We start from the raw sequence: 21,356 nt of genomic DNA, 5'->3' as shown, positions 1-21,356 counted from the left end.
CTGAAACAAAGCGGATTGAAGGACTGTCTCTAAATCAAACCGAGACGGAAATGAAGGCATGCCGACGGAAAAGCGAACGGTGTTCGTTCATGCGTGTCTGGCAGCCTTCCCACCCGAGGAAATGGGGCGGCATTCAGGCGATCCGCCAAGGCTCCGGCATCCTGCGGTGCGCGGACCTTCACGTCATTGTCGAAATAGACGTAAACATCCCGACCATGGGTCCGGGGAGGGGAGGCTGAACCGACACGTTCGGCCTCCTTCGGATCCTCTCCCTTCGCCCATTGGCGGATCAGATGAGCCCAGCGGTCGAGCGCCTTGTCGTCGTAGCCGCTGACGTAAAGCTGTTCGGAACCGTGCAGGCGGCAATAGACGAAATCGGCCGTCAGATCCATGAGAAGCGGCCATTCCACGGTGTCGGCTACGACCAGACCAATCTGATAATGGCGCAAGAGATCGATGAATTCCTGCGCGCGGAAACTGTCGTGGCGGATTTCCAGCGCATGGTGCATCGGCCGCCTTGCGTCCATCTCGACATAAGCGCGATCATCGAGGCGGGTGTCGTGCCTTCCGGCAAGTTCGACTGCTTCTTCGGTATTCTTCGGCAGCAGTTTCAGGAACGCCTCGAAGCGGGCCGGCTCGAATTTCATCCGCGGCGGAAACTGCCAGAGAATGGGGCCGAGCTTCTTGCCGAGACGAAGGACGCCGGAGGCGAAGAAATTTGCGAGCGGTGTCCCGATATCATCAAGGCGGCGCATATGGGTGATGTAACGCGAGCCTTTGACCGCGAAGACGAAATCGTCGGGCGTCGCATCATACCATGTGGCAAAGCTCTGGGGGCGCTGAAGACCGTAGAAAGTGCCGTTGATCTCGATCGAGCGAAAATGTTCGGCAGCATAGGTCAGTTCCTGCTTCTGCCGCAGGCCCTTGGGATAAAATACGCCGCGCCAGGGCTTGTAGGTCCAGCCCGAAATGCCGATCCGTATATCGCCCGACCGCTTCTTCATCGTGCCACCTGAGATCACGATGATCGAAACGTTCCGGCGACGCGACGGTTCCTGAAGCGGCCTATTTTGTGAAGATGAAAAAGGCGCCGAGGGCGATGAAACTGAAACCGACGATCTGCTTCCAATGAATCGTTTCGCCGAGATAAAGCACGGAAAAGATCACGAAGACCGAGAGCGTGATGATCTCCTGAATAGTCTTCAGCTGAGCCGCGTTGAAATAGCCGTAGCCGATCCGGTTGGCCGGCACCTGCATGCAATATTCGAAAAAGGCGATGCCCCAACTCGCCAATATAACAATATAGAGCGGCTTATCCCCGAACTTCAGGTGGCCATACCAGGCAAATGTCATGAAGACGTTGGAGAGAATCAGGAAGCCGATGGTGAGGAAGGGAACGGCGGCGTTGGGCATAGGTGATGATTCCGTGGCAGGATAAGAGATGCCTTACGGCAATCACGTCCGCGCCCGAAACACAAGCGGCTGGTCATCCATGAGACGAGAGCAAGCCACTTCAGCGCCGGCGGCCGGGCGCACAACAGAGCCTGCGAAACGGCAATGCTGCCTGACCGGGCATTCCGAGCAGCGCGGATTGCCGAACCTGCAGAAGAGTTGGCCGAGACGTTTTGTCAGGACATGGAATTCCGACAGTTCGAATGCGTCCAATCCGGCACCGCGGCCATGACTGCAAGCGCATCCTTCACGTAAGACGCCTTATCCTTCGCCTGGTAACGCCGTTGATCGCGTGTTCGATACCGGCGTCAGGCCCCAGAAAGCCTGCGAAGGCTCAATGCACGGTGTCGAGTCGGATCTCGTCCTCGAGCGTGCGGAAGGCTTCGTAAAGCGCCTCGACCAGGATATCGGTCAGCTTGTCGGCGTCACCGGTCTGCAGGAACAGCGCGATCGACTGTTCGGACGGCTGGTTTGTAGAGTTGGTCTCGTTCGACATCATAGTCCCCAATCATTCGGGATCATCCCGACGAGAAAACGATAGGGATATTGGCTTGCGCCGAGCTTGATGGATGGAAGGCGCCAAGCATGCCGTCGCTCTCCGCGCACCATTATTCAGCTAGCGTTCATTTAGCAAATGTCAATTCAGTTGCGCCGTATCGCCTTACGGCAAGAGACCCGGCGTGTGGATCACACGAGGCGCACGTCGGGTCTCGATATCGAATTGGAGGGTGCCTTGCGGCTGGCAGCGATCTTCAAACGTCTGTTCTTCGTCTGGCAAAGACGCCGAGACTATGATGTTATCGATTATGCCGTGGGATATCGCGAGCCTTGGATTGAGCAGTCGATTCGCGATTTCGAGCGACGGTTAAAGGACTGACCAACAAGGCCGACGGCCATCTTTCCCTGCGCTAGATCAGCACCGTCTCCACGGGACGCCGCGGAGAAAAGGCAAGTTCCGGGCCATAACCGAAGCGCATCACGATATCAGGCCGCATCCCCCTCTCACCGATCAGCGTCGCCAGTTCCGGTCGCAGACGCGCCACCTCGACGGGTTGATTGACGAAGGCGTGTTTGACGCCGAGGCTGGTCGCCGTCAGCGCGAAACGCTGACTGGCGCGGCCGACTGCAATCCAGTGCGCCGGGCTCTCCGCCTCGGCAAGGAAGACGGCGATTCCCGCCGACGAATCGATCTGACGTGCATATTTGTCGTTCTCGGACGTGGGACTGAAGAAAAGCTCGAACGCGTAGCCGCCAAGAAGATCGGGAAGCACCGGATTGCCGCTCGCAGCCGAGAACAGGCCGTCTCCGGAAGTCATGGCGGCGCGGGGATTGAAGCGCAGCCACTGCTTCAATTCCGCCATGAAGGCGGGGGTGCCCATCTGTGCGTCATTGCCAGCGACGACCAAGTCCCGCACCTGCCGCATCAGGACCCGGTCAGAAAGAAGGACAAGCCGGACGCCCGGTATTCCGGCAGCCCGCCGGAGTTTTTCGAGATGTTCGGCAGGTACAGGACGTCGATCATAGGTGGCGCGGGTGGACTGTCGCGCCGGAATTGCTGCGAAAAGCGGATCGGATCGCGACGCACCTTCGGAAAAGGAATAGCGCACCCGGGCGCCGTCTGCATCGATCTCCAGTTCGCCCGGTCGTCCTGTCGCCCCCGCAGCGATCAGCAGATTCTCCGCTGCGCAGCCGAGACTGACGAAGAGATGATGGTCGTCCGGATCAACGGCCGGCGTCCTGCGCGACAGATCGGGCAGGATGTCGATAGCGCCGTCTTCGATGCGAAAGCGCCATGGCTGGGTATTGTGACTGTTGGCCGCGAGCGTCGCATAACGGACAAGGTCGGCCATATCCGGTCGGGCCGGGATCGGAGCGCGCAGGTGGGCCGCATAATCGTCATATCCGCTCATAGACCCGACAGCCGACCGCCACCCGGCGACCCCCGCGCCCCCAAGCAGCAGCGTGCCGGCTGCGCCAAGGAGCATGCTCCGTCTGTTCATGCCGCCTCCTTTTTTCTGGCATTCTATATGGGAGGATGGGTATGCGTTTGAGCTTGGTCAAGAAGACAGGCGAATGCGCTGACCCGTAGCGACATGGCCGCCGGATCCGAACAAATCTTGCAGCAATTGGAAAAGATGAAGCAGCGGTCATTCAGGCCGGGATACAAGCTGCCAATGGCGGAAGAGGTGGGATTCGAACCCACGGTACGGTTTCCCGCACGCCGGTTTTCAAGACCGGTTCCTTAAACCACTCGGACACTCTTCCATCGAATGCTGGCTTTATAGCCTGCAGGTTTTCGGCGTCAACTGAGCGCCGCCAATCATTTCCTTTCTACCGACAGTCTGAAATACGTCTGAGCGAATTCGACCGTCCCCTTCATTCGTGAGCCGCCAGCATGGTTAAATCGCTCACAAAAGCGGTAATCTTGCTCCTCGCGCCGTCAAAATTCCGGCTTTCACCCGCCCCCGCATTCGCAATCGATTAACCATACTCGATAAAAGTTTATCTATCTGCCCGATTTTGTTCGCATTTTTGCCATGTTGCCGGCAAGACTCCCCTGCTATCGACTTCGGCGGCATAGGGGTATGCCTCGAACCGGTTCACAATGGCTGCGAAAAGCGGAGCGGTGACGAGGACCGACTGCCGTAGATCGCGGCGAAAGCGGCATGGGACGGACGAGTTTGGGTTTGAGTGGCGGCAAGCTTTCGCTGAGTGCGAAATGGCTCGGGATAACATTGGTCTGCGTCGGAATGGCATCGTGCGCCACGACCGAGGCGCCCAAGAAGAAACCCCGCAGCAAGGAATATTTCTCCGAAAAGGAATATGGCGTAAAAGCAAGCCCTCGGGTCGTCGAGGCAGGAAAGCCCGTGCCGAAAGGTGGCGGTCGTTTCATGGTAGGCCAGCCCTACCAGGTGAAAGGGAAGACCTACGTCCCGAAGGAAGATCCCAACTACAACAAGAAGGGTCTTGCCTCCTGGTATGGTGCTGCTTTCCATGGCCGGTTCACCGCCAATGGCGAAGTTTACGACAGCGAACATCTTTCCGCCGCGCATCCGACCTTTCCCTTGCCGAGCTACGCACGCGTCACCAATCTCGATAACGGCACGTCGGTGATCGTCCGGGTCAACGATCGCGGGCCCTATCATCCTGGCCGCATCATCGACGTTTCCGACAAGACGGCCGAGCTGCTGGACATGAAGCGGACCGGCACGGCACATGTGAACGTGCAATATGTCGGCCGCGCACGGATGGATGGCAGGGACATGCCGTTCCTGATGGCATCCTACATCCGTAAGGGCGACCGCCTGCCGTCGATCCAGCCGGAAGGGCAGATCGCAACCGGCGTCATGGTCGCGTCCAACCAGCCGCTGGGCGACCAGCTCCAGAGCTATGGCTCCGCCATGCCGACGCCTGTCGCGCTTGCTGGCCGCACGCCGAGCGGTCCCGCGCCGGCCGCGACACAGGCCTTTCAGGCATTCGAACAATTCGCGGCGCTACCGCAGATAGGGCCGCTTCCCTCCGAACGGCCGATGGCCGGCGATCGACAACCACGCGCCGTCGCTCCGGTCTATGCTGAATCAGCGCCGGCCAAGAGCAAGGCTATGGCGACCTACGCCGAACCGACAAACGCCCGGGCAACCGTTGCTTACGCGGAACCCACGAGAGCCAAGGCCCCGCAGGTGATGTTTGGCAACATGATCCTCGAAGCCCCGAGACCCGCTCAAAAGCCCGTGCGTTGAGAGCACCGCAATTGCGGTGAGTCGGCGGCGCTGCTAGGCATAGAGTGACGTGGTCGATGGGGTGATGATGCGGCGCCTTCTGTTTTTCCTTTGCCTGATTGTGCTTGGCGTTGCCCGGCTCTCGGGAGCAGCGAGCGCACAGCAACCCACGCCCGCCTTCGTCACCAAGGCGAAACAGGTTTACATGGTCGAGGCCAAGACGGGCACAGTGCTGCTCGCCTCGAACGAGAATCAGGCTTTCCCGCCGGCCTCGCTCGCCAAGCTGATGACGATGGAGGTCGTTTTCAGCGCCATCAGGCGCGGCGAGATCAGCCGCGACACCGTTTATCCCGTCAGCGAATATGCCTGGCGCACGGGTGGTGCGCCATCCGGTACGACGACCATGTTCGCAGCGCTGAAATCGCAGGTTCGGGTGGAGGATCTCGTCAAAGGCGTGATCGTGCAGAATGCCAATGACGCCTGCATCGTTCTGGCTGAAGGCATTTCCCGTTCCGAAGGCGAATTTGCCGCCCGCATGACCGCCCGCGCCAAGGATATCGGGCTCAGCCGCTCGCTCTTCGGCAATTCCACCGGCCTGCCAGGTGCGGAAAACCGTACGACAGCGCGCGACCTCGTGGAACTCGCCCGACATATCCATCGTGAATATCCGGAATTCTATCCGCTCTATGCGCAGCCGGATTTCGAATGGAACAAGATCTTCCAGCGCAACAAGAACCCGCTTCTTGCGCTGAACATCGGCGTCGACGGCCTTGGCGCGGGTTTTGCGGAAGGGTCCGGCTACGCGCTGGTCGCCTCGGTGGCGCGCAACGGCACGCGGCTCTTTCTCGCCATGGGCGGCCTCGCGAGCGACAAGGAGAGGCTTGAGGAGGCACGAAAGGTGCTGGAATGGGGACTTTCCTCGTTCGAGACCAAGGTGCTCTTCAAACAAGGGGAGGTGGTTGGTCAGGCAAGCGTCTACGGCGGGACGTCGCGCTATGTGGACCTTGTCGCCAGGGAGCCGGTCGATATCTACCTGCCGACCAACAATCCCGATCGGCTATCGGGGCGAATCGTCTACCGCTGGCCTCTCAGAGCCCCTGTTGCGGAAGGGCAGCCTGTCGGTGTACTCAAGATTTCCTCAGCAGACAGAGTGGTGCGCGAAGTCCCGCTGGTGACCGCCCAGTCCATCAAGACAGGCAGTCTGACGAGCCAGGCAACCGATGCTCTGCTCGAACTGATGTTCTTCTGGCTTTAAGACTTTGAGATTTGCGCATTGTTTCGCACTGCACCTATATTGCGCTATAAATTGATGAAGAGATGAATGCGGAAACACGCGTGGCAGAACGTTCCGGATTGTTCGTGACTTTCGAAGGCGGCGAGGGGGCCGGCAAATCCACCCAGATTCGGCGGCTGGCCGACCAATTGCGGCGTCGTGGCCACGACGTGCTCATGACCCGGGAGCCAGGCGGTTCGCCAGGGGCCGAGGCTGTGCGCCATGTCCTGCTTTCCGGTGCGGCAGAAGAATTCGGCGTGCGCATGGAGGCGATCCTGTTCGCGGCCGCCCGCAACGACCATGTCGAAGAAGTGATACGCCCAGCGCTCGAAAGCGGGGCTATTGTGCTTTGCGACCGCTTCATCGATTCTTCGCGCGTCTACCAGGGCGTGACCGGCAATCTGGAACCGGACTTCATCGAGGCGTTGCAGCGGGTGGCGATCGATGGCGTCGTCCCGGATTGTACGCTGATCCTCGATCTCCCGGCCGAGGTTGGCCTGAAACGCGCCCGCAAGCGCGGCGCGGAAAACGCACCGGACCGATTCGAACGCGAAGAGATCGAAACGCACGAGAAGCGCCGCGAAGCCTATCTGGAGATCGCCGAAGTGGAGCCAGGTCGCTGCCATGTGGTGAATGCCGAACGTGCCGAGGATGAGATCGCAGACGAAATTTTCGCGATCATCGAGCCGCTGGTACGCGAGCTCGCCCTCAGGCAGACAAGCAATGCGGAATCGGTCGGATGAGCGAAGAGACCGCCGGCATCCTCGACGGCGCCGTGCCGCCGGCACGCAATCCGCATCTCTATGGCCATCGATCGGCCGAGGATTTCCTTGCGCGCAGCTACCGTTCGGGGAAGGGGCATCACGCAATTCTCATCGAGGGGCCGGAAGGAATCGGCAAAGCGACACTCGCCTTCCGTTTCGCCAATCATGTGCTCACCCATCCCGATCCTGAAGCGGCGCCGGACCATCTCTCCGATCCTGACCCCAACTCGCCGGTGAGCCGGCAGATCGCGTCGGGCGCTTCGCATAATCTGCTGCATCTGACGCGTCCGGTGGACGAGAAAACCGGGAAAGCGAAGACCGCGATCACCGTGGACGAAGTGCGCAGGGCAGGGCATTTCTTCTCGCAGACCTCCGGCACGGGCAATTGGCGGATCGTCATCATCGATCCGGCCGACGACCTCAACCGCAATGCCGCCAATGCCATCCTCAAGATCCTCGAAGAGCCGCCGCGGCGTGCGCTCTTCATCGTGCTCTCGCATGCGCCCGGAAAACTGCTGCCGACGATCCGCTCCCGCTGCCAGTCGCTGAAGCTGTCGCCGCTGAGCGATGAAGACCTGTCGAAGGCGCTCGCCGGGCTTGGCATGCCGCTCGAAGGCGGCCGGACCGAGGAAATCGTGCTGTCCATGGGCAAAGGCAGCGTTGCGCAGGCGCTGAAGCTTCTGAACTATGGTGGCACCGAGATCATCGCCGCCTTCAATGAGGTGATAGCAGCAGACGGCCCCACCGCCCGAAAAGCCATGCACCGCCTGGCGGACGTGCTGTCCGGCAAGGAAAGCGACGTGATCTTCGGCTTCTTCCTGGAGCATCTGAGCGACTATCTGGTCGCCCGCGCACGTGAAGCGGCGTTTGCCGGCGATCTTCCGGCCGCCGACCGGCAGGCCAGGCTCGTCAGCGATATCGCCGAAAAGATCACGGTGGCGCAGGCCTACAACCTCGACCGCAAGCAGACGATCCTCTCGATTCTCGAAGCCGCCCGACGTTGATCGCGGGCAGGGTGGGGAACATCGCAAAGGAACTTTGTGTTTCGCTCCTGCGAAACATGCGCTAAGAGCGCTGCATCATTTCCTTTAAGTGCCCGAGTGCCGACAATGCCGAACAAGACGCCCTATTACATCACCACCGCGATTTCCTATCCGAACGGCAAGCCGCATATCGGCCATGCCTATGAACTGATCGCGACGGATGCCATGGCGCGCTTCCAGCGCCTCGACGGCAAGGATGTCTTCTTCCTGACCGGCACGGACGAGCATGGCCAGAAGATGCAGCAGACGGCCCGCGCCGAAGGCATCTCACCGGAAGCACTCGCCGAACGAAACTCGAATGAATTCCGCGTGATGGGCCGGTTGCTTAATGCGTCCAACGATGACTTCATCCGCACTACCGAACCTCGCCATCACGAGGCTTCGAAGGACATCTGGAACCGGATGGCCGACAACGGCGACATCTACAAGGATACCTATGCCGGCTGGTATTCGGTGCGTGACGAGGCCTATTACGCCGAAAACGAGACCGAAGTGCGTGATGGCGTGCGTTACGGCCCCCAGGGTTCGCCGGTCGAATGGGTGGAGGAGTCGAGCTATTTCTTCCGGCTCTCTGCTTATGAGGACAAGCTCCTCAAGCACTATGAGGAAAACCCGGATTTCATCGGTCCCAACGAGCGCCGCAACGAAGTCATTTCCTTCGTGAAATCCGGCCTCAAGGACCTGTCGGTGTCTCGCACCACCTTCGATTGGGGTATCAAGGTACCGAACGACCCGGCGCATGTCATGTATGTCTGGGTCGATGCGCTGACCAATTACATCACCGCAACCGGCTATCTGGATAATCCGAACGGCCCGCGTGCGAAATACTGGCCGGCGGACGCGCATATCATCGGCAAGGACATCATCCGCTTCCATGCGGTCTATTGGCCGGCCTTCCTGATGTCGGCCAAACTGCCGCTGCCGAAGCGCGTCTTCGCGCACGGCTTCGTGCTGAATGCCGGCGAGAAGATGTCGAAATCGCTCGGCAACGTGGTCGATCCGTTCGAGCTTCTGGAAAAGTTCGGGCTCGACTATGTTCGCTATTATCTCTGCCGTGAGATTTCCTTCGGCCAGGATGGCAATTGCAACGAGCAGCTCATCGCGACCCGCGTCAACGCCGATCTCGCCAATGGCATCGGCAATCTCGCCAGCCGCTCGCTGTCGATGATCGTCAAGAATTGCGATGGCATCGTCCCCGAGCCCGGTGAATTCACCGACGCGGACAGGGAGCTGCTTGCCGCAGCCGACAGCCTTCTCGCAGCCTGCCGGGAGGAGATGGATAAACAGGCTATCCATCGTGCGCTCGCGGCGATCATCGGCGTCGTCTCGGAGACGGACCGTTATTTCGCTGCGCAGGCGCCCTGGGTGCTGAAGAAGACCGACCCGGCCCGCATGGGCACCGTGCTCTACGTGGCAGCGGAAGTCGTGCGCCAGGTCGCCATCCTCCTGCAGCCCTTCATGCCGGATTCATCCACCAAGCTGCTCGATCTGGTAGCCGCGCCGGCCGACGCCCGCGATTTCGCGGCACTCGGCGAGGCAGGGCGCCTGAAGCCGGGAACGCCACTTGAGGCGCCGAAACCGGTCTTTCCGCGTTACGTGGCGCCCGAAGCAAGCGCCTAATATAGCTCCAGGTTTTCCCATGCTGATCGATACCCATTGCCATCTGGATTTCGCCGATTTCGCGGAGGAACGCGACGCGATCGTCGCCCGCGCTCACGAAGCCGGCGTAAGGCAGATGGTGACCATCTCGACCCGTGTGCGAAGGCTCGACGACCTGCTGGCGATCACGGAGAAATATCCGTCAGTCTTCTGCTCGGTCGGCACCCATCCGAACAATGCCGGCGAAGAACTCGATATCCAGACGGAAGACCTGGTGCGGCTCGCGAAGGCGCATCAGAAGATCGTCGCAATCGGCGAGGCGGGGCTCGACTATTTCTACGACACGCAGACGCCGGCCGATCAGAAGACCGGCTTCGTCCGCCACATAGCCGCGGCGCGGGAGACGGGCCTGCCGCTCGTCATCCACAGCCGCAGCGCCGACGCAGACATGATCGAGATACTGACCGTCGAAAGCGGGAAGGGGACATTTCCCTTCATCCTGCACTGCTTCTCGTCCGGTGCCGAGCTCGCCCGTGTCGGCGTGGAACTTGGCGGCTATGTCTCCTTCTCCGGCATCCTGACATTCCCGAAGTCGGAAGAGTTGAGAACCATTGCGCGGACCGTGCCGATAGACCGGTTATTGGTCGAGACCGACGCGCCGTATCTGGCGCCGAAGCGGTGGCGGGGAAAACGAAACGAGCCGTCCTACGTGGTCAATACCGCCGAAGTGCTCGCCGAATGCAAGAACGTGAGCTACGAGGAGATTGCCCGCGTCACCACCGAGAATGCCTTCCGCATCTTCTCCAAGATGCCGAGGCTCTGACCGTTGGCACGGTATCGGCAGCGCTTCACCATTCTCGGCTGCTCGTCGTCACCCGGCGTGCCGCGGCCGAATGGCGATTGGGGCGCCTGCGATCCGGATAATCCGAAAAACCATCGAACACGCGCCGCCTTTCTCGTCGAGCAGATCGCCTCGGACGGCGCCAGCACCGTGGTGGTGATCGACACTGGCCCGGATTTCCGCCAGCAGATGATCGCCGCCAAGGTGGGCCGCGTCGATGCGGTGCTCTATACCCATGCGCATGCGGACCACCTGCATGGCATAGACGACCTGCGGACCTATTTCATGCTGCAGCGCCACCGCATCCCGGTCTATGCCGATCCGTTCACCATGGAGCGGATCCAGCAAGGTTTCGGCTATTGCCTGGAGACGCCGCCGGGCGGCAATTACCCGCCGATCGCGCGGCCGTTCCTGATCGAGACCATGGACGAGCCGATCGTCATCGACGGTCCCGGTGGGCCGATCCGGTTCCTGCCGTACAGACAGGCCCACGGCGATATCCATTCGCTGGGCTTCCGGATCGGTAATGTGGCCTATTGCAGCGACGTCAGCGACTTTCCGCCGGAGAGCATTCCGAAGCTCACCGGTCTCGACGTGCTGATCATCGACGCGCTGCAATACAGATATCATCCGAGCCATCTGTCGCTCGAACAGGCACTCGACTGGATCGCGCGCTTCCAGCCCAAACGTGCGATCCTGACGCATATGCACATTCCGCTCGACTACGATACCGTCATGGCGGAAACGCCGGAGCATGTGGAGCCGGCCTATGATGGACTGGCGTTCGAAGTCGAGATCGATTTCTGACCTGATAATGAACGGGAATGAGCGCTGACCCCAAGGTTTTCCAACCCCAAGATCACGGCCATTAGTTCCATAATCTATCTTATGTGATTTCCGTATGTAGCCCCGTGGGTTCAAGGATGAAGTGCGACAGCCTGTTCTTCCCCTTTCAGCTTTCGGCGAAGTCTCGCAATGTCTCGCCAGCCAACCGATAGCGGACCCATTCCTTCATCGGTTCGGCACCGATCGCCTCGTAGACGCGGATCGCCGGCTCGTTCCAATCGAGCACACTCCATTCGAAACGGCCGCAATCGTTTTCAAGCGCGATCGCCGCCAGCCGTTTCAGCATGGCCTTGCCAGCACCTAGCCCGCGCGCCTTTGGCGTCACATAGAGGTCTTCGAGATAAAGCCCGTTCCTCGCTTGCCACGTCGAGTAACTGAAGAACCAGATTGCCATGCCAACCGGTTCGCCGTCCTGTTCGCAGATCAGCGCGCGCGTTACCGAATCCCTGCCGAAGATCGACTCCCTAATCGTTTCAACCGTTGCGGCGACCTCGTGTTCGGCCTTCTCATAGAGCGCCAACTCGCGGATGAAACCGAGAAGCGTCGCAGTATCCTCGCGGACAGCTTCGCGTATGATGAGCGCCATGGAAAACCCTTTGAAAATAACAGGCTGAAGCCATGTCCTGATGCAAATGACAATGTCAAGACAGAGGTTACGGTCGCAGTCACTCAGCCGCTGATTTGATCTCCGCCACGGCATCGATTTCGTAGGAATAGCCGTCCAGCATGCCATAGGCTTTTTCGATGTTCTCGATCTCGTTTTCCGCCCGGCCGATCGCCTCGCCGATCGTTTCGCAACGCGATCTCAGCATGCGACCCAGAACATCCGTTTCCGGTTTCCTGCCGATGCGGTCGATATGGTTGCGGATGCGGGCGCGGTGACGCTCCATCTCCAGGATATGAATCCGCGCGTTGACGATCTTGTCGGTGAGCTTGCGGCGCATGGCAGCGACCGGATCAAAACTCCCCGGCTCCCGCTCATCAAGGATAACCTCGTTGATCAGCGTCTCAAGGATGACGAGGCCCTGCAGGTCCTTGGTGTCTGCAAGTTCCGGATCGAAGCCGGTATCGTCATAGACCTTGCGGCGCACGGGGTCGCAAAGAAGCTCGTAGGACGTCGTCAACCTGCTGAACAGGTCGACGTCGCCGCCGGCATCCGGATGGGCCGTTTTCGCACGCTTGCGGTAGGCAGACTTGATGGTCGCGCCATCCGCCTCGCGGGAAATACCGAGCATCTCATAGGGGTCGATCACAGTGTCACCTGTTTTCGGCAAATCAATTTCATCGTGGTAACGTCTAAGTCCCGCAGGCTCAACCCATTATCCATCCTTATGGCCAATTAGGGGCAGGCCACCCCCCTGCCCGATTTTCCCACAGCGTTGCTTATCCGGACGCGTCACCTCGGGAGATGCCGATGGGTAGCGGCCGAGCGTGCCACCTGCTCATAAATCCCGGTCATGAATTCCAGGGTCTTCGTCGCCTCATCGAGTCTCCCCCCGAAATTGGGCAAAGACTGGACCGCCTTGATAAGAAGCGAGGCGCGGAGCTGCGCATAACGCTCGGTTACGTCGCGTCCCTTTTCCGTCACCGAATAGGTGACGCCGGAACGCCCGCTGCCCTTGCGCTCCACGAGCCCCGCCCCGATCAGCTTACGCAGACTGTATTGCATATTGGGAATATCCTCGCGGTTGGAAAGTCGTGCCAGGTCCTTGATCGTCTTTGGCCGATCGTTCATGCGAATGATGTGCAGCATGGCATTTTCCGGCCCGCTTGCGGCGAAATCGATGACGGAAGCCAGACATTCGGCCTGCCACCGACCGAAAGCCTCGAAGGCGCGCATCAGAGCATATTCGAGCTCCGCAACGTCCACCTCCAACGGCGTCCTGGCGAGATGCCAGCTCCGGTCCAGACCGCGCTGTGCCTCACCTTCGTCCTGCCCTATCGAACTCATCGGCGTGTTTTCCTTCTCCAGTGCAGCAATCATGTTGACAAGCTTTAGGTTTCAAATAAACTTTCTATTGTAATATCTATCAAAAATCTGGGGAACAAACCATGACGGAGAATTCCATGTTCACCGCCGGGCAGTTTTTGCTCGGCACTTTCGCCTCCAATTGCTCCGGCGGCATGTCGGTTACCAAAGTTCCTGAGCGTTGGAAAAATTCGTGGGACAACAATCTGAAATTGGCTCAGCTTCTGGATGCGGCCGGCATCGACTTCATGCTGCCGATCGCCCGCTGGATCGGCTACGGTGGAGAGACCAATTTCCACGGCAATGTTCTCGAAACCGTTACCTGGGCGGCCGGCCTTCTGGCGAAAACCCAAAACATCAACGTCTTCGCCACGATCCACACCGTTGCCAACCATCCGGTCGTCCTTGCCAAGCAGATCGCCACCATTGACCAGATCAGTGGCGGCCGCATCGGCCTGAACATCGTTGCGGGCTGGAACCAACCCGAATACGAGGCGCTCGGGCTCGAACTGCCAACCGATCACGAAACGCGCTATGCCTATGCGGAAGAATGGTTCGATGTGGTCAAGACGCTCTGGCAGCGGGCGGAAACCTTCGACTACGACGGAAAATTCTTCAATCTCAGCCGGGTGCTCGGAGATCCTCGCCCGGCACGCAAGGTGCCCATCCTGAACGCCGCCGGCTCCGGCCAGGGCCGTGCCTTCGCCGTCCGCAATGCCGACTTCCTGTTCACGCCGGCGATCGACCTCGAACGCTCGGCATCCGAGGTTGCCGAACTAAAAGCGCAAGGCAAGGCCGCCGGTCGCGATCTCGGCGTTCTCACCTTCTCGCATGTCGTCTGCCGGCCGACGGAAAAGGAGGCACGCGACTATCTCCAGCATTTTGGAAAGGACAATGCGGATTGGGAGGCCGTAGACAACCTGGTCCGGCTGCAGTTTGCCCATGCGCATTCCTTCCCGCACGATCTCCTCGCGCTCATACGCGACCGCATGGCAGCGGGTCATGGCGGCTTTCCGCTGGTCGGTACGCCGGAACAGGTGGCGGAAGGGATACTGTCGCTTCACAGGGCCGGCCTTAATGGCACAACGCTGTCCTTCGTCGACTATGCCGAGGAGTTTCCCTACTTCCGGGACACGGTATTGCCGATCCTGGAGGCCGAGGGAATCCGAAGGAGCGTGACGACGGCGGCGGCTGCAGCCTGAGACTGTGGAAATGCTAGTCGCTCGCCGCAAGACCGCCCGGATCGAGCGGAAGAAGCCGGCGTGAAGCTGCATCTGGCTTAGCTGCCTCTGCGCCACAGGGATAGGCGCCGGCCCTCCGCCACCGGCGCCATGAGGAAACTGACCATCACGCAGGGCAGCAATACGAGGAAAGTCGCAGCGAGACTGACATGCTCGGCGATGAAGCCCAGCAGCGGCGGCACACCGATCGTCGAGAGCATCAGCGTCAGCGATAAAGCCGCAAGGTTTTCCGACGGCTGCCCTTTGCCGCGCTCGATCGTCGTCGAGACCGCCAGCGGGAAAGCGAGCGCGATGCCGCAGCCGATCAGAAACAAGGCGACGCCCGCGAGCGTGAGGCTCGACGTCATCACTAAGAGCATGATTCCCATTGCGACCGAAACGGCCGATGCGCGCACCAGAACCATGGGCCTGAAGCTATCCCGGAGCATATCGCCGGACAACCGTGTCAGGCCCATGCCAATGGTAAACGCAGCATAGAGCATGCCGGCAATTGCCGGATCGGCGCCGAGTTCTTCGCGCAAGAAGAAGATGCCCCAATCATAGACTGCGCCTTCGACGATACAGAGCCCGAAGACCATGACGCAGATGAGCAGGATCGTGCGGTCCGGCAAGACATAGGCAGAGCGCTTGCGTTCCGGCTGCGCGTCCGGAGCCACGTCCTTCGGCGTGACCCAGAACACCAGCAGGCAAGCCGCAACGACGAAGGCAGCGGCCATAACCTGTTGTGAAAAAGGCGCCACCGCCCTCTCCGCCAGGAAGCCGGAACACAAGGATCCGACGAGCAGTCCAACCGACCAGAAGCCATGGCTGCGCGCCAGGACCTTCGTGCCGGTTCTTTGCTCGATACCGGCGGAGATCATGTTGGCGGCGACGTCGAAGATTGTGCGAAAGAAGCCGAAGAGGAAGAAACAAAGGACGAAGCCGATGACCGGGGAAATCGTCAGCAGCGGGCTGAGCAAAGCGCAGATCGGCAATGTGACGAGCGCCGTCAGCCGCGGTGTAAAACGGTCTGTAATCCGCCCGGCGAGAGGCAAGGCCAGAAATGTACCGACCGGCGCGCTCAGCAGCGCGAAACCAAGGACTGCCTTATCGATTCCCATCGACGCCTGGATGGCCGGCAGGCGGGTAAAAAGCGAAATGAACAGGATAGCATTGCTGAAATAAAGCAATGCCGGCGGCAGAAAGGTTTTCATAAAAATGTTCCGGGCGAATCAGAGCTCCCGGCGCATTCGTGCCAGCGCGGATCACTTCAGACAAGCGGCGATAACGGAACCCTGCCCTGCGCCACTGAGGGGCGAAAATTCACGGAAAAGTATGAATATCAGGCGCAATCCACTGCACCTGTCATCATCCTGCAATCGTTCAGATTCGCCTGCCCGTTCCAGGGGCGATGCCTCAAAAATTTGCGGGGACCATCTTCTCCTTTCCCAGAAACGCGCTAGCCTCCTTGCAGCCATCTTGGAGAAAACCGATGCCCGTTCGATTACTTCCTGTCGTTCTGTGTCTCGCTCTCTTATCCTTCACCGCCGCCAAAGCCGAAGACCCCGTCGCGGAGGCTCAGGCGGTCATCTCTGGCCAGATCGCCGCGCTGATGCGCAATGACGCGGAAAGGGCCTACTCCTTCGCCTCTCCTGGCATCCGTAGCCTCTACCCCGACAAGAACCGGTTCCTGGACATGGTGCGCAAGGATTACGAACCCGTCTATCAGGCCAGCAACTATGCCTTCGGCCGCTCGAAACTCATCGGTGGCGGAGAAATGGTGCTGCAGGAAGTGATGATCGGCGCCAGGGAGGGTAAGGACTGGACCGCCATCTACCAAATGCGGCTGATGGATGACGGAAGTTACAAGGTCGATGGCGTGCGGATGATGCGCAATACAGCGAGCCAGGGCATCTGACCCTCACTGCGGATCGAGATCGCCCTTGGCCCACATTTCCTGCGTTTCGGCGTAGAAATCCGCAAAACGGCCTTCGGCGATCGCCTGACGGATGCCCTTCATCAGGTCCTGATAGTAGTGCAGGTTGTTCCAGGAGAGCAGCATGCCGCCCAACGCCTCGTCCGAACGGACGAGGTGGTGAAGATAGGCACGGGAGTAATCCCGCGCTGCCGGGCAGTTCGACTCCTCGTCGAGAGGCCGCAGATCCTCGGCATGGCGGGCATTGCGGATATTGACCTTGCCACGGCGGGTGAAGGCGAGGCCATGGCGGCCGGAACGGGTGGGCATGACGCAGTCGAACATGTCGATGCCACGCGCGACCGACTTCAGGATATCGTCCGGCGTGCCGACACCCATCAGGTAGCGCGGCTTTTCGTTCGGCAACACCGGGAGCGTGGTCTCCAGCATCTTCAGCATGACGTCCTGAGGTTCACCGACTGCGAGGCCGCCCACCGCATAGCCCTTGAGATCAAGCTGTTTCAGACCTTCGGCAGAACGGATGCGCAGATCTGCTATGTCGCCGCCCTGGACGATGCCGAACATGGCCTTGCCAGGCTGATCGCCGAACGCGACGCGGCAGCGCTCGGCCCAACGCAGCGACAATTCCATGGCTCGCTCGATCTCCTTGGGTTCTGCCGGCAGTGCCACGCATTCATCGAGCTGCATCTGGATATCCGAGCCCAGAAGGCCCTGGATTTCGATCGACCGTTCCGGCGACATGTGATGCAGGCTGCCGTCCACATGGCTCTTGAAGGTCACGCCCTTCTCGTCGAGCTTCCGGAGCCCGGAAAGCGACATGACCTGGAAACCGCCGCTGTCGGTCAGGATCGGGTGCGGCCAGCGGATGAGATTGTGGAGCCCGCCGAGGCGGGCGACGCGCTCCGCCCCCGGCCTCAGCATCAGGTGATAGGTGTTGCCGAGGATGATGTCGGCGCCAGTGTCGCGCACCTGATCGAGATACATGGCCTTGACGGTGCCGACCGTCCCGACCGGCATGAAAGCCGGCGTGCGGATCATGCCGCGCGGCATGGTGATCTCGCCAAGACGCGCACCACCATCGGTGGCCCTGAGGTTGAATTGGAAGTTTTCACTCATTTGTCGGTCCGGAAAAGCAGGCACGCGTCGCCGTAGGAGTAGAAGCGATAGCCCGTCGATATGGCATGGGAATAGGCAGAACGCATCGTCTCAAGCCCGCAAAATGCGGAGACCAGCATGAACAGCGTCGATTTCGGCAGATGGAAATTGGTCATCAGCATGTCGACTGCCTTGAAGCGATAGCCGGGCGTGATGAAGATGTCGGTCGCACCACTCCATGGTTTTATCATGCCATCTTCGGCAGTCGCGCTCTCGATCAGCCGGAGCGACGTCGTGCCGACGCAGACGATGCGACCGCCTCTTCTCTTCACGGCATTCAGGCTTGCCGCAACCCCGGCGCTCACATAGCCGATTTCCTGGTGCATCCTGTGATCGGTCGTATCCTCGGCCTTGACCGGCAGGAACGTCCCTGCCCCGACATGCAGCGTCACGAAATGCCGTTCGATACCGGCGGCATCGAGGGCTGCGAAAAGCCCGGGCGTGAAATGCAGGCCTGCTGTCGGCGCCGCGACGGCACCCTCCTCCCGGGCATAGATCGTCTGGTAGTCCTTGCGGTCCTGGGCGTCTTCCGGCCGCTTGGCGGCGATATAAGGCGGCAGTGGAATGTGTCCGACTACCGCGATCGCCTCGTCCAGTGCCGGGCCGGAAAGATCGAAGCGCAACGTCACCTCACCGCCCTCGCCTTTCTCCTCGACGGTTGCAGTGAGCGCCCCCAGCAGACAGGCATTGCCGCCGTGGCCAAATTCGATGCGATCGCCGATCTTGATGCGTTTGCCGGGTTTCGCAAAGGCCTTCCAGACATCAGGCGCGGTGCGCATGTGGAGGGTGGCGGAAACCTGCTGGCCGCCAGCCCCTTCCCGATGGCGGATGCCTTCGAGCTGGGCCGGAATGACCTTGGTATCGTTGAAGACCAGCGCATCGCCGGCTCTCAGAAAATTCGGCAGTTCCAAGACTCTGTGGTCGGCAAGCACAGGGTCGCTCTCGGGCCGGACGACAAGCAGCCGGGCGCTGTCGCGCGGGCTTGCGGGCCTCAGTGCGATGCTTTCCTCTGGCAGGTCAAAGTCGAAAAAGTCGACGCGCATAATTTTCCCGGAAAAGCGAAACCCGCCCCGACACGAGACGGAGCGGGTCGGTCATTCAAGTCAGATCAGACATCGGCGGCGACGCGCAACGACACGATCGAGTCCGGATCCTTGACCGGCTCGCCCTTCTTGATCTGGTCGATATTGTCCATGCCCTCGATGACCTGGCCCCACACGGTGTACTGCTTGTTGAGCCATGGTGCATCGGTGAAGCAGATGAAGAACTGGGAATTCGCCGAATTCGGGTTCTGGGAACGGGCCATCGAGCAGGTGCCGCGCACATGCGGCACAGCCGAGAACTCGGCCTTCAAGTCAGGCTTTTCGGAACCGCCCATGCCGGCGCGGGCCGGATTGAAGCTTTCGCTTCCCTGTTTGCCGAACTTCACGTCGCCGGTCTGGGCCATGAAATCGGCGATGACGCGGTGGAAAACGACGCCGTCATAGGCGTTTTCGCGCGCAAGCTCCTTGATACGGGCGACATGGCCGGGTGCCAGGTCCGGCATCAGCGAGATGACGACCTTGCCCTTGGTGGTTTCCATGATGAGGGTGTTTTCCGGATCCTTGATCTCGGCCATTTTCTTCTCCTTTTTTAGCGCCCGATATGTCGTCTGCGACGAGGCGCCCTCGGTTACTTCTTGCCGACGGTGACCTTGATCATCTTGTCGGGGTTGGTGACTTCTCCGTTGCGGCCCTCACCGCGCTTGATCTTGTCGACAAACTCCATGCCTGAGACGACCTTGCCGATGACCGTATATTGGCCGTTCAGGAAAGAGCCCTGATCAAACATGATGAAGAATTGCGAATTGGCGGAATTCGGGCTTTGCGCGCGCGCCATCCCAACTGTGCCGCGCTCGAACGGGACCTTGGAGAATTCGGCTGGAAGATCCGGCAGGTCGGAGCCGCCGGTGCCGGCGCGGCCGGGGTTGTAACCTGGGCCGCCTTCCTTGCCGAACTGGACGTCGCCGGTCTGGGCCATGAAGCCATCGATGACGCGGTGGAAGACGACATTGTCATAAGCGCCCTTGGCGGCAAGCGCCTCGACCTGCGCCACATGCTTCGGAGCGACCTCCGGCATCAACTGGATCACAACCGGACCATCCTTGAGCTGGATCGTCAGGACATCGTCCGGCGCGGCAAAAGCCGGCATGACCATGGAAGCGAGGGCGAAAGCGCCGGCAATGGTGAAACCAAGCAATTTCATACGGAACTCCGGGTTCGGAAACGATCAGCGTTTCAGCTTGTTATTCAGGGCTTTGAGGACTGCGGCAGGCACGAAGGCGCTGACATCGCCGCCCATGGAGGCGATCTGCCGGACCAATGTGGCCGTAATGGGCCGCGAGGCGGTGCCCGCTGGCAGGAAGACAGTCTGGATATCCGGCGCCATCTGCCTGTTCATGCCGGCCATCTGCATTTCGTAATCGAGATCGGTTCCATCCCTCAGCCCGCGGATCAGAAGTGCCGCACCGTTGGCGCGGGCTGCATCGACCACAAGATTATCGAAAGAAACCACGGAAACATTGGTTGCCTTGCCGGGCAGGACTTCAAAAAGCGATGCGCGGATGAGTTCGGCTCGCTCCTCGAAGGTGAACATCGGAACCTTGCCCGGATGAATGCCGATCGCGACGATCACCGTCTCGGCAACATTGAGTGCCTGGACGAGCACATCCAGATGACCATGGGTCATCGGATCAAAAGAACCGGGATAAAAAGCAGTCGTCATGCCGAGTGGCCTGTTCCAACGAATTCTCCGGCCTTTTGTCACGGAAGGCTGCTCGCCGCAAGACTCTCCCAATTCTGAACGGAAGATGAATGCCCCGTTCAAGGGTGTTTCAGCGGCATTGTGATCTTATGCGCATCGTGGCGGGCACTAAGCCCCGTCCGTATCGAGGGAGAAACGAAGGAAAGATGCTGGCGGTGATAGTGATGGGGGCCGTGATGATTGCTTTCCTGGTGGAAGCCATGGTCGTCGCTTTCGGACCAGACGAAGCGTGAAATGGTCGAATTCTGAACGCCAGATGAACAGGCCATTCAAGGACGCTTCAGAGCAATCCGGCTAAGTTTCTCTCAAAATGCGGTGGAACCTGTTTGCGCGACGCGCGTTCAGGCAAACAAGAAGGACAGACGGAGATGATCGCGAAAAGGAAAACGGTCATGCCTGACAAGATCACCATGATCAACCTGGTGTGGACGGCAATGATCGCTGTAATGCTGACGGCAACAGTAACCCTTTATCAAGATAAATCCGAATTGACCGATCTCAATTACCCGCAGGTAACGGGTCGCTATAGCGATCTCTCGTATTACTGACGCGGGTACACGAACCAGAAGGGATGACCATGTTCGTGACGTTGACTGTACTTGCAGGCTTGATCAGCATCATGTTCGTGGCATCCGTGGCATCCACGATTTCCGAACTTCGCCGTGAGCGCGAGGACATGAAGGATTTTCGTGATTTCGCGCGTCGTCACAGCGCGTTCTAAGCAATTTCACAGTAGT

Annotated in this window: 24 protein-coding genes and 1 tRNA gene; 11 read left to right on the top strand and 14 right to left on the bottom strand. The window is 59.8% G+C overall.

The features are described 5' to 3' along the window. Positions 1–29 precede the first annotated feature (29 nt). From JL39_RS05055 to JL39_RS05035, 5 genes are all read right to left on the bottom strand, one after another. Positions 30–1,004: a DUF72 domain-containing protein gene (locus JL39_RS05055; protein ID WP_081952721.1), complete on the bottom strand. Its 975-nt coding sequence runs from the start codon at positions 1,002–1,004 to the stop codon at positions 30–32. 61 nt (positions 1,005–1,065) lie between these two features. Then, positions 1,066–1,413, bottom strand: coding sequence for a DMT family protein (locus tag JL39_RS05050; RefSeq protein ID WP_037146943.1), 348 nt, complete (start codon positions 1,411–1,413; stop codon positions 1,066–1,068). A 373-nt stretch (positions 1,414–1,786) separates the two neighbouring features. Continuing rightward, positions 1,787–1,951 (bottom strand): hypothetical protein, encoded by a 165-nt coding sequence (locus tag JL39_RS32080; RefSeq protein ID WP_210165744.1) that lies wholly within the window; start codon positions 1,949–1,951, stop codon positions 1,787–1,789. A 409-nt stretch (positions 1,952–2,360) separates the two neighbouring features. Beyond that, positions 2,361–3,452 (bottom strand): nitroreductase family protein, encoded by a 1,092-nt coding sequence (locus JL39_RS05040; protein ID WP_037146936.1) that lies wholly within the window; start codon positions 3,450–3,452, stop codon positions 2,361–2,363. A gap of 175 nt (positions 3,453–3,627) precedes the next feature. Next, positions 3,628–3,717 (bottom strand) — tRNA-Ser (locus tag JL39_RS05035). Positions 3,718–4,118: 401 nt separating this feature from the next. On the opposite strand from JL39_RS05035, the gene JL39_RS05030 reads away from it, so the two are divergent. From JL39_RS05030 to JL39_RS05000, 7 genes are all read left to right on the top strand, one after another. Beyond that, entirely contained in the window at positions 4,119–5,192 is a 1,074-nt protein-coding gene (locus tag JL39_RS05030) for a septal ring lytic transglycosylase RlpA family protein (RefSeq protein WP_037146933.1), read from the top strand. Positions 5,193–5,259: 67 nt separating this feature from the next. Then, positions 5,260–6,426 (top strand): D-alanyl-D-alanine carboxypeptidase family protein, encoded by a 1,167-nt coding sequence (locus tag JL39_RS05025; protein ID WP_081952754.1) that lies wholly within the window; start codon positions 5,260–5,262, stop codon positions 6,424–6,426. An 80-nt stretch (positions 6,427–6,506) separates the two neighbouring features. Beyond that, on the top strand, positions 6,507–7,187 hold the full coding sequence (gene tmk / locus JL39_RS05020; RefSeq protein WP_037148441.1) for a dTMP kinase: 681 nt from the start codon (positions 6,507–6,509) through the stop codon (positions 7,185–7,187). Next, entirely contained in the window at positions 7,184–8,212 is a 1,029-nt protein-coding gene (locus JL39_RS05015) for a DNA polymerase III subunit delta' (protein WP_037146930.1), read from the top strand. The genes tmk and JL39_RS05015 overlap by 4 nt, the downstream gene beginning before the upstream one ends. 105 nt (positions 8,213–8,317) lie before the next feature. After that, positions 8,318–9,871, top strand: a complete 1,554-nt coding sequence (metG, locus tag JL39_RS05010) for a methionine--tRNA ligase (protein ID WP_037146925.1) — start codon at positions 8,318–8,320, stop codon at positions 9,869–9,871. A 19-nt stretch (positions 9,872–9,890) separates the two neighbouring features. After that, positions 9,891–10,673 (top strand): TatD family hydrolase, encoded by a 783-nt coding sequence (locus tag JL39_RS05005; protein WP_037146922.1) that lies wholly within the window; start codon positions 9,891–9,893, stop codon positions 10,671–10,673. A gap of 3 nt (positions 10,674–10,676) precedes the next feature. Further along, positions 10,677–11,498: an MBL fold metallo-hydrolase gene (locus JL39_RS05000; protein ID WP_037146919.1), complete on the top strand. Its 822-nt coding sequence runs from the start codon at positions 10,677–10,679 to the stop codon at positions 11,496–11,498. Between the two features lie 145 nt (positions 11,499–11,643). Here the strand turns inward: JL39_RS05000 and JL39_RS04995 are convergent, their stop codons facing one another. From JL39_RS04995 to JL39_RS04985, 3 genes are all read right to left on the bottom strand, one after another. Beyond that, the gene (locus tag JL39_RS04995) at positions 11,644–12,123 is read right to left on the bottom strand and encodes a GNAT family N-acetyltransferase (RefSeq protein ID WP_037146916.1); all 480 of its coding nucleotides are present in this window, start codon (positions 12,121–12,123) and stop codon (positions 11,644–11,646) included. Positions 12,124–12,202: 79 nt separating this feature from the next. Then, on the bottom strand, positions 12,203–12,790 hold the full coding sequence (locus JL39_RS04990; protein ID WP_037146913.1) for a J domain-containing protein: 588 nt from the start codon (positions 12,788–12,790) through the stop codon (positions 12,203–12,205). A gap of 143 nt (positions 12,791–12,933) precedes the next feature. Then, positions 12,934–13,488, bottom strand: a complete 555-nt coding sequence (locus tag JL39_RS04985) for a winged helix DNA-binding protein (RefSeq protein WP_037148439.1) — start codon at positions 13,486–13,488, stop codon at positions 12,934–12,936. Positions 13,489–13,589: 101 nt separating this feature from the next. On the opposite strand from JL39_RS04985, the gene JL39_RS04980 reads away from it, so the two are divergent. Further along, positions 13,590–14,708 carry an LLM class flavin-dependent oxidoreductase gene (locus tag JL39_RS04980; protein ID WP_037146911.1) on the top strand — a complete coding sequence of 373 codons (1,119 nt, stop codon included), beginning with the start codon at positions 13,590–13,592 and terminating at the stop codon, positions 14,706–14,708. 77 nt (positions 14,709–14,785) lie between these two features. Here JL39_RS04980 and JL39_RS04975 read toward each other — a convergent pair whose 3' ends face one another. Then, positions 14,786–15,940, bottom strand: coding sequence for an MFS transporter (locus JL39_RS04975; RefSeq protein ID WP_037146908.1), 1,155 nt, complete (start codon positions 15,938–15,940; stop codon positions 14,786–14,788). A 278-nt stretch (positions 15,941–16,218) separates the two neighbouring features. Here JL39_RS04975 and JL39_RS04970 point away from each other — a divergent pair, with 278 nt between their 5' ends. Further along, positions 16,219–16,644, top strand: coding sequence for a DUF4864 domain-containing protein (locus JL39_RS04970; protein ID WP_037146905.1), 426 nt, complete (start codon positions 16,219–16,221; stop codon positions 16,642–16,644). Positions 16,645–16,647: 3 nt separating this feature from the next. On the opposite strand, the gene tgt is transcribed toward JL39_RS04970, so the two are convergent. The 5 genes from tgt to coaD all read right to left on the bottom strand — a co-directional run bounded on the left by tgt (position 16,648) and on the right by coaD (position 20,580). Next, the gene (gene tgt / locus JL39_RS04965; protein WP_037146902.1) at positions 16,648–17,778 is read right to left on the bottom strand and encodes a tRNA guanosine(34) transglycosylase Tgt; all 1,131 of its coding nucleotides are present in this window, start codon (positions 17,776–17,778) and stop codon (positions 16,648–16,650) included. Then, positions 17,775–18,860, bottom strand: a complete 1,086-nt coding sequence (gene queA, locus JL39_RS04960; RefSeq protein ID WP_037146899.1) for a tRNA preQ1(34) S-adenosylmethionine ribosyltransferase-isomerase QueA — start codon at positions 18,858–18,860, stop codon at positions 17,775–17,777. Before queA ends, tgt begins: the two co-directional genes overlap by 4 nt. Before the next feature lie 65 nt (positions 18,861–18,925). Next, complete coding sequence (locus JL39_RS04955; protein ID WP_037146897.1) at positions 18,926–19,435, bottom strand: peptidylprolyl isomerase; 510 nt, start codon at positions 19,433–19,435, stop codon at positions 18,926–18,928. Between the two features lie 53 nt (positions 19,436–19,488). Then, positions 19,489–20,061, bottom strand: a complete 573-nt coding sequence (locus JL39_RS04950) for a peptidylprolyl isomerase (RefSeq protein WP_037146894.1) — start codon at positions 20,059–20,061, stop codon at positions 19,489–19,491. A gap of 24 nt (positions 20,062–20,085) precedes the next feature. Next, positions 20,086–20,580 (bottom strand): pantetheine-phosphate adenylyltransferase, encoded by a 495-nt coding sequence (gene coaD, locus JL39_RS04945; protein WP_037146892.1) that lies wholly within the window; start codon positions 20,578–20,580, stop codon positions 20,086–20,088. A gap of 431 nt (positions 20,581–21,011) precedes the next feature. On the opposite strand from coaD, the gene JL39_RS32075 reads away from it, so the two are divergent. Both JL39_RS32075 and JL39_RS32070 read left to right on the top strand, forming a co-directional pair. Next, complete coding sequence (locus JL39_RS32075; protein ID WP_200883929.1) at positions 21,012–21,167, top strand: hypothetical protein; 156 nt, start codon at positions 21,012–21,014, stop codon at positions 21,165–21,167. Positions 21,168–21,196: 29 nt separating this feature from the next. Beyond that, positions 21,197–21,340, top strand: coding sequence for a hypothetical protein (locus JL39_RS32070; protein ID WP_200883928.1), 144 nt, complete (start codon positions 21,197–21,199; stop codon positions 21,338–21,340). Positions 21,341–21,356 lie beyond the last annotated feature (16 nt).

It is taken from the genome of Rhizobium sp. YS-1r (assembly GCF_000757525.1).
In the GTDB taxonomy this organism is placed as follows: Bacteria; Pseudomonadota; Alphaproteobacteria; order Rhizobiales; family Rhizobiaceae; genus Neorhizobium; species Neorhizobium petrolearium.
This window is presented reverse-complemented; position numbering and strand designations above follow the sequence as displayed.

Excerpts from the sequence above, each read along its gene's own strand:
- JL39_RS05055 (WP_081952721.1), bottom strand. The coding sequence starts at position 1,004 with ATGAAGAAGCGGTCGGGCGATATACGGATCGGCATTTCGGGCTGGACC.
- JL39_RS05050 (WP_037146943.1), bottom strand. The coding sequence starts at position 1,413 with ATGCCCAACGCCGCCGTTCCCTTCCTCACCATCGGCTTCCTGATTCTC.
- JL39_RS32080 (WP_210165744.1), bottom strand. The coding sequence starts at position 1,951 with ATGATGTCGAACGAGACCAACTCTACAAACCAGCCGTCCGAACAGTCG.
- JL39_RS05040 (WP_037146936.1), bottom strand. The coding sequence starts at position 3,452 with ATGAACAGACGGAGCATGCTCCTTGGCGCAGCCGGCACGCTGCTGCTT.
- JL39_RS05030 (WP_037146933.1), top strand. The coding sequence starts at position 4,119 with ATGGGACGGACGAGTTTGGGTTTGAGTGGCGGCAAGCTTTCGCTGAGT.
- JL39_RS05025 (WP_081952754.1), top strand. The coding sequence starts at position 5,260 with ATGCGGCGCCTTCTGTTTTTCCTTTGCCTGATTGTGCTTGGCGTTGCC.
- JL39_RS05015 (WP_037146930.1), top strand. The coding sequence starts at position 7,184 with ATGAGCGAAGAGACCGCCGGCATCCTCGACGGCGCCGTGCCGCCGGCA.
- metG (WP_037146925.1), top strand. The coding sequence starts at position 8,318 with ATGCCGAACAAGACGCCCTATTACATCACCACCGCGATTTCCTATCCG.
- JL39_RS05005 (WP_037146922.1), top strand. The coding sequence starts at position 9,891 with ATGCTGATCGATACCCATTGCCATCTGGATTTCGCCGATTTCGCGGAG.
- JL39_RS04995 (WP_037146916.1), bottom strand. The coding sequence starts at position 12,123 with ATGGCGCTCATCATACGCGAAGCTGTCCGCGAGGATACTGCGACGCTT.
- JL39_RS04985 (WP_037148439.1), bottom strand. The coding sequence starts at position 13,488 with ATGAGTTCGATAGGGCAGGACGAAGGTGAGGCACAGCGCGGTCTGGAC.
- JL39_RS04980 (WP_037146911.1), top strand. The coding sequence starts at position 13,590 with ATGACGGAGAATTCCATGTTCACCGCCGGGCAGTTTTTGCTCGGCACT.
- JL39_RS04975 (WP_037146908.1), bottom strand. The coding sequence starts at position 15,940 with ATGAAAACCTTTCTGCCGCCGGCATTGCTTTATTTCAGCAATGCTATC.
- JL39_RS04970 (WP_037146905.1), top strand. The coding sequence starts at position 16,219 with ATGCCCGTTCGATTACTTCCTGTCGTTCTGTGTCTCGCTCTCTTATCC.
- tgt (WP_037146902.1), bottom strand. The coding sequence starts at position 17,778 with ATGAGTGAAAACTTCCAATTCAACCTCAGGGCCACCGATGGTGGTGCG.
- queA (WP_037146899.1), bottom strand. The coding sequence starts at position 18,860 with ATGCGCGTCGACTTTTTCGACTTTGACCTGCCAGAGGAAAGCATCGCA.
- JL39_RS04955 (WP_037146897.1), bottom strand. The coding sequence starts at position 19,435 with ATGGCCGAGATCAAGGATCCGGAAAACACCCTCATCATGGAAACCACC.
- JL39_RS04950 (WP_037146894.1), bottom strand. The coding sequence starts at position 20,061 with ATGAAATTGCTTGGTTTCACCATTGCCGGCGCTTTCGCCCTCGCTTCC.
- coaD (WP_037146892.1), bottom strand. The coding sequence starts at position 20,580 with ATGACGACTGCTTTTTATCCCGGTTCTTTTGATCCGATGACCCATGGT.
- JL39_RS32075 (WP_200883929.1), top strand. The coding sequence starts at position 21,012 with ATGCCTGACAAGATCACCATGATCAACCTGGTGTGGACGGCAATGATC.
- JL39_RS32070 (WP_200883928.1), top strand. The coding sequence starts at position 21,197 with ATGTTCGTGACGTTGACTGTACTTGCAGGCTTGATCAGCATCATGTTC.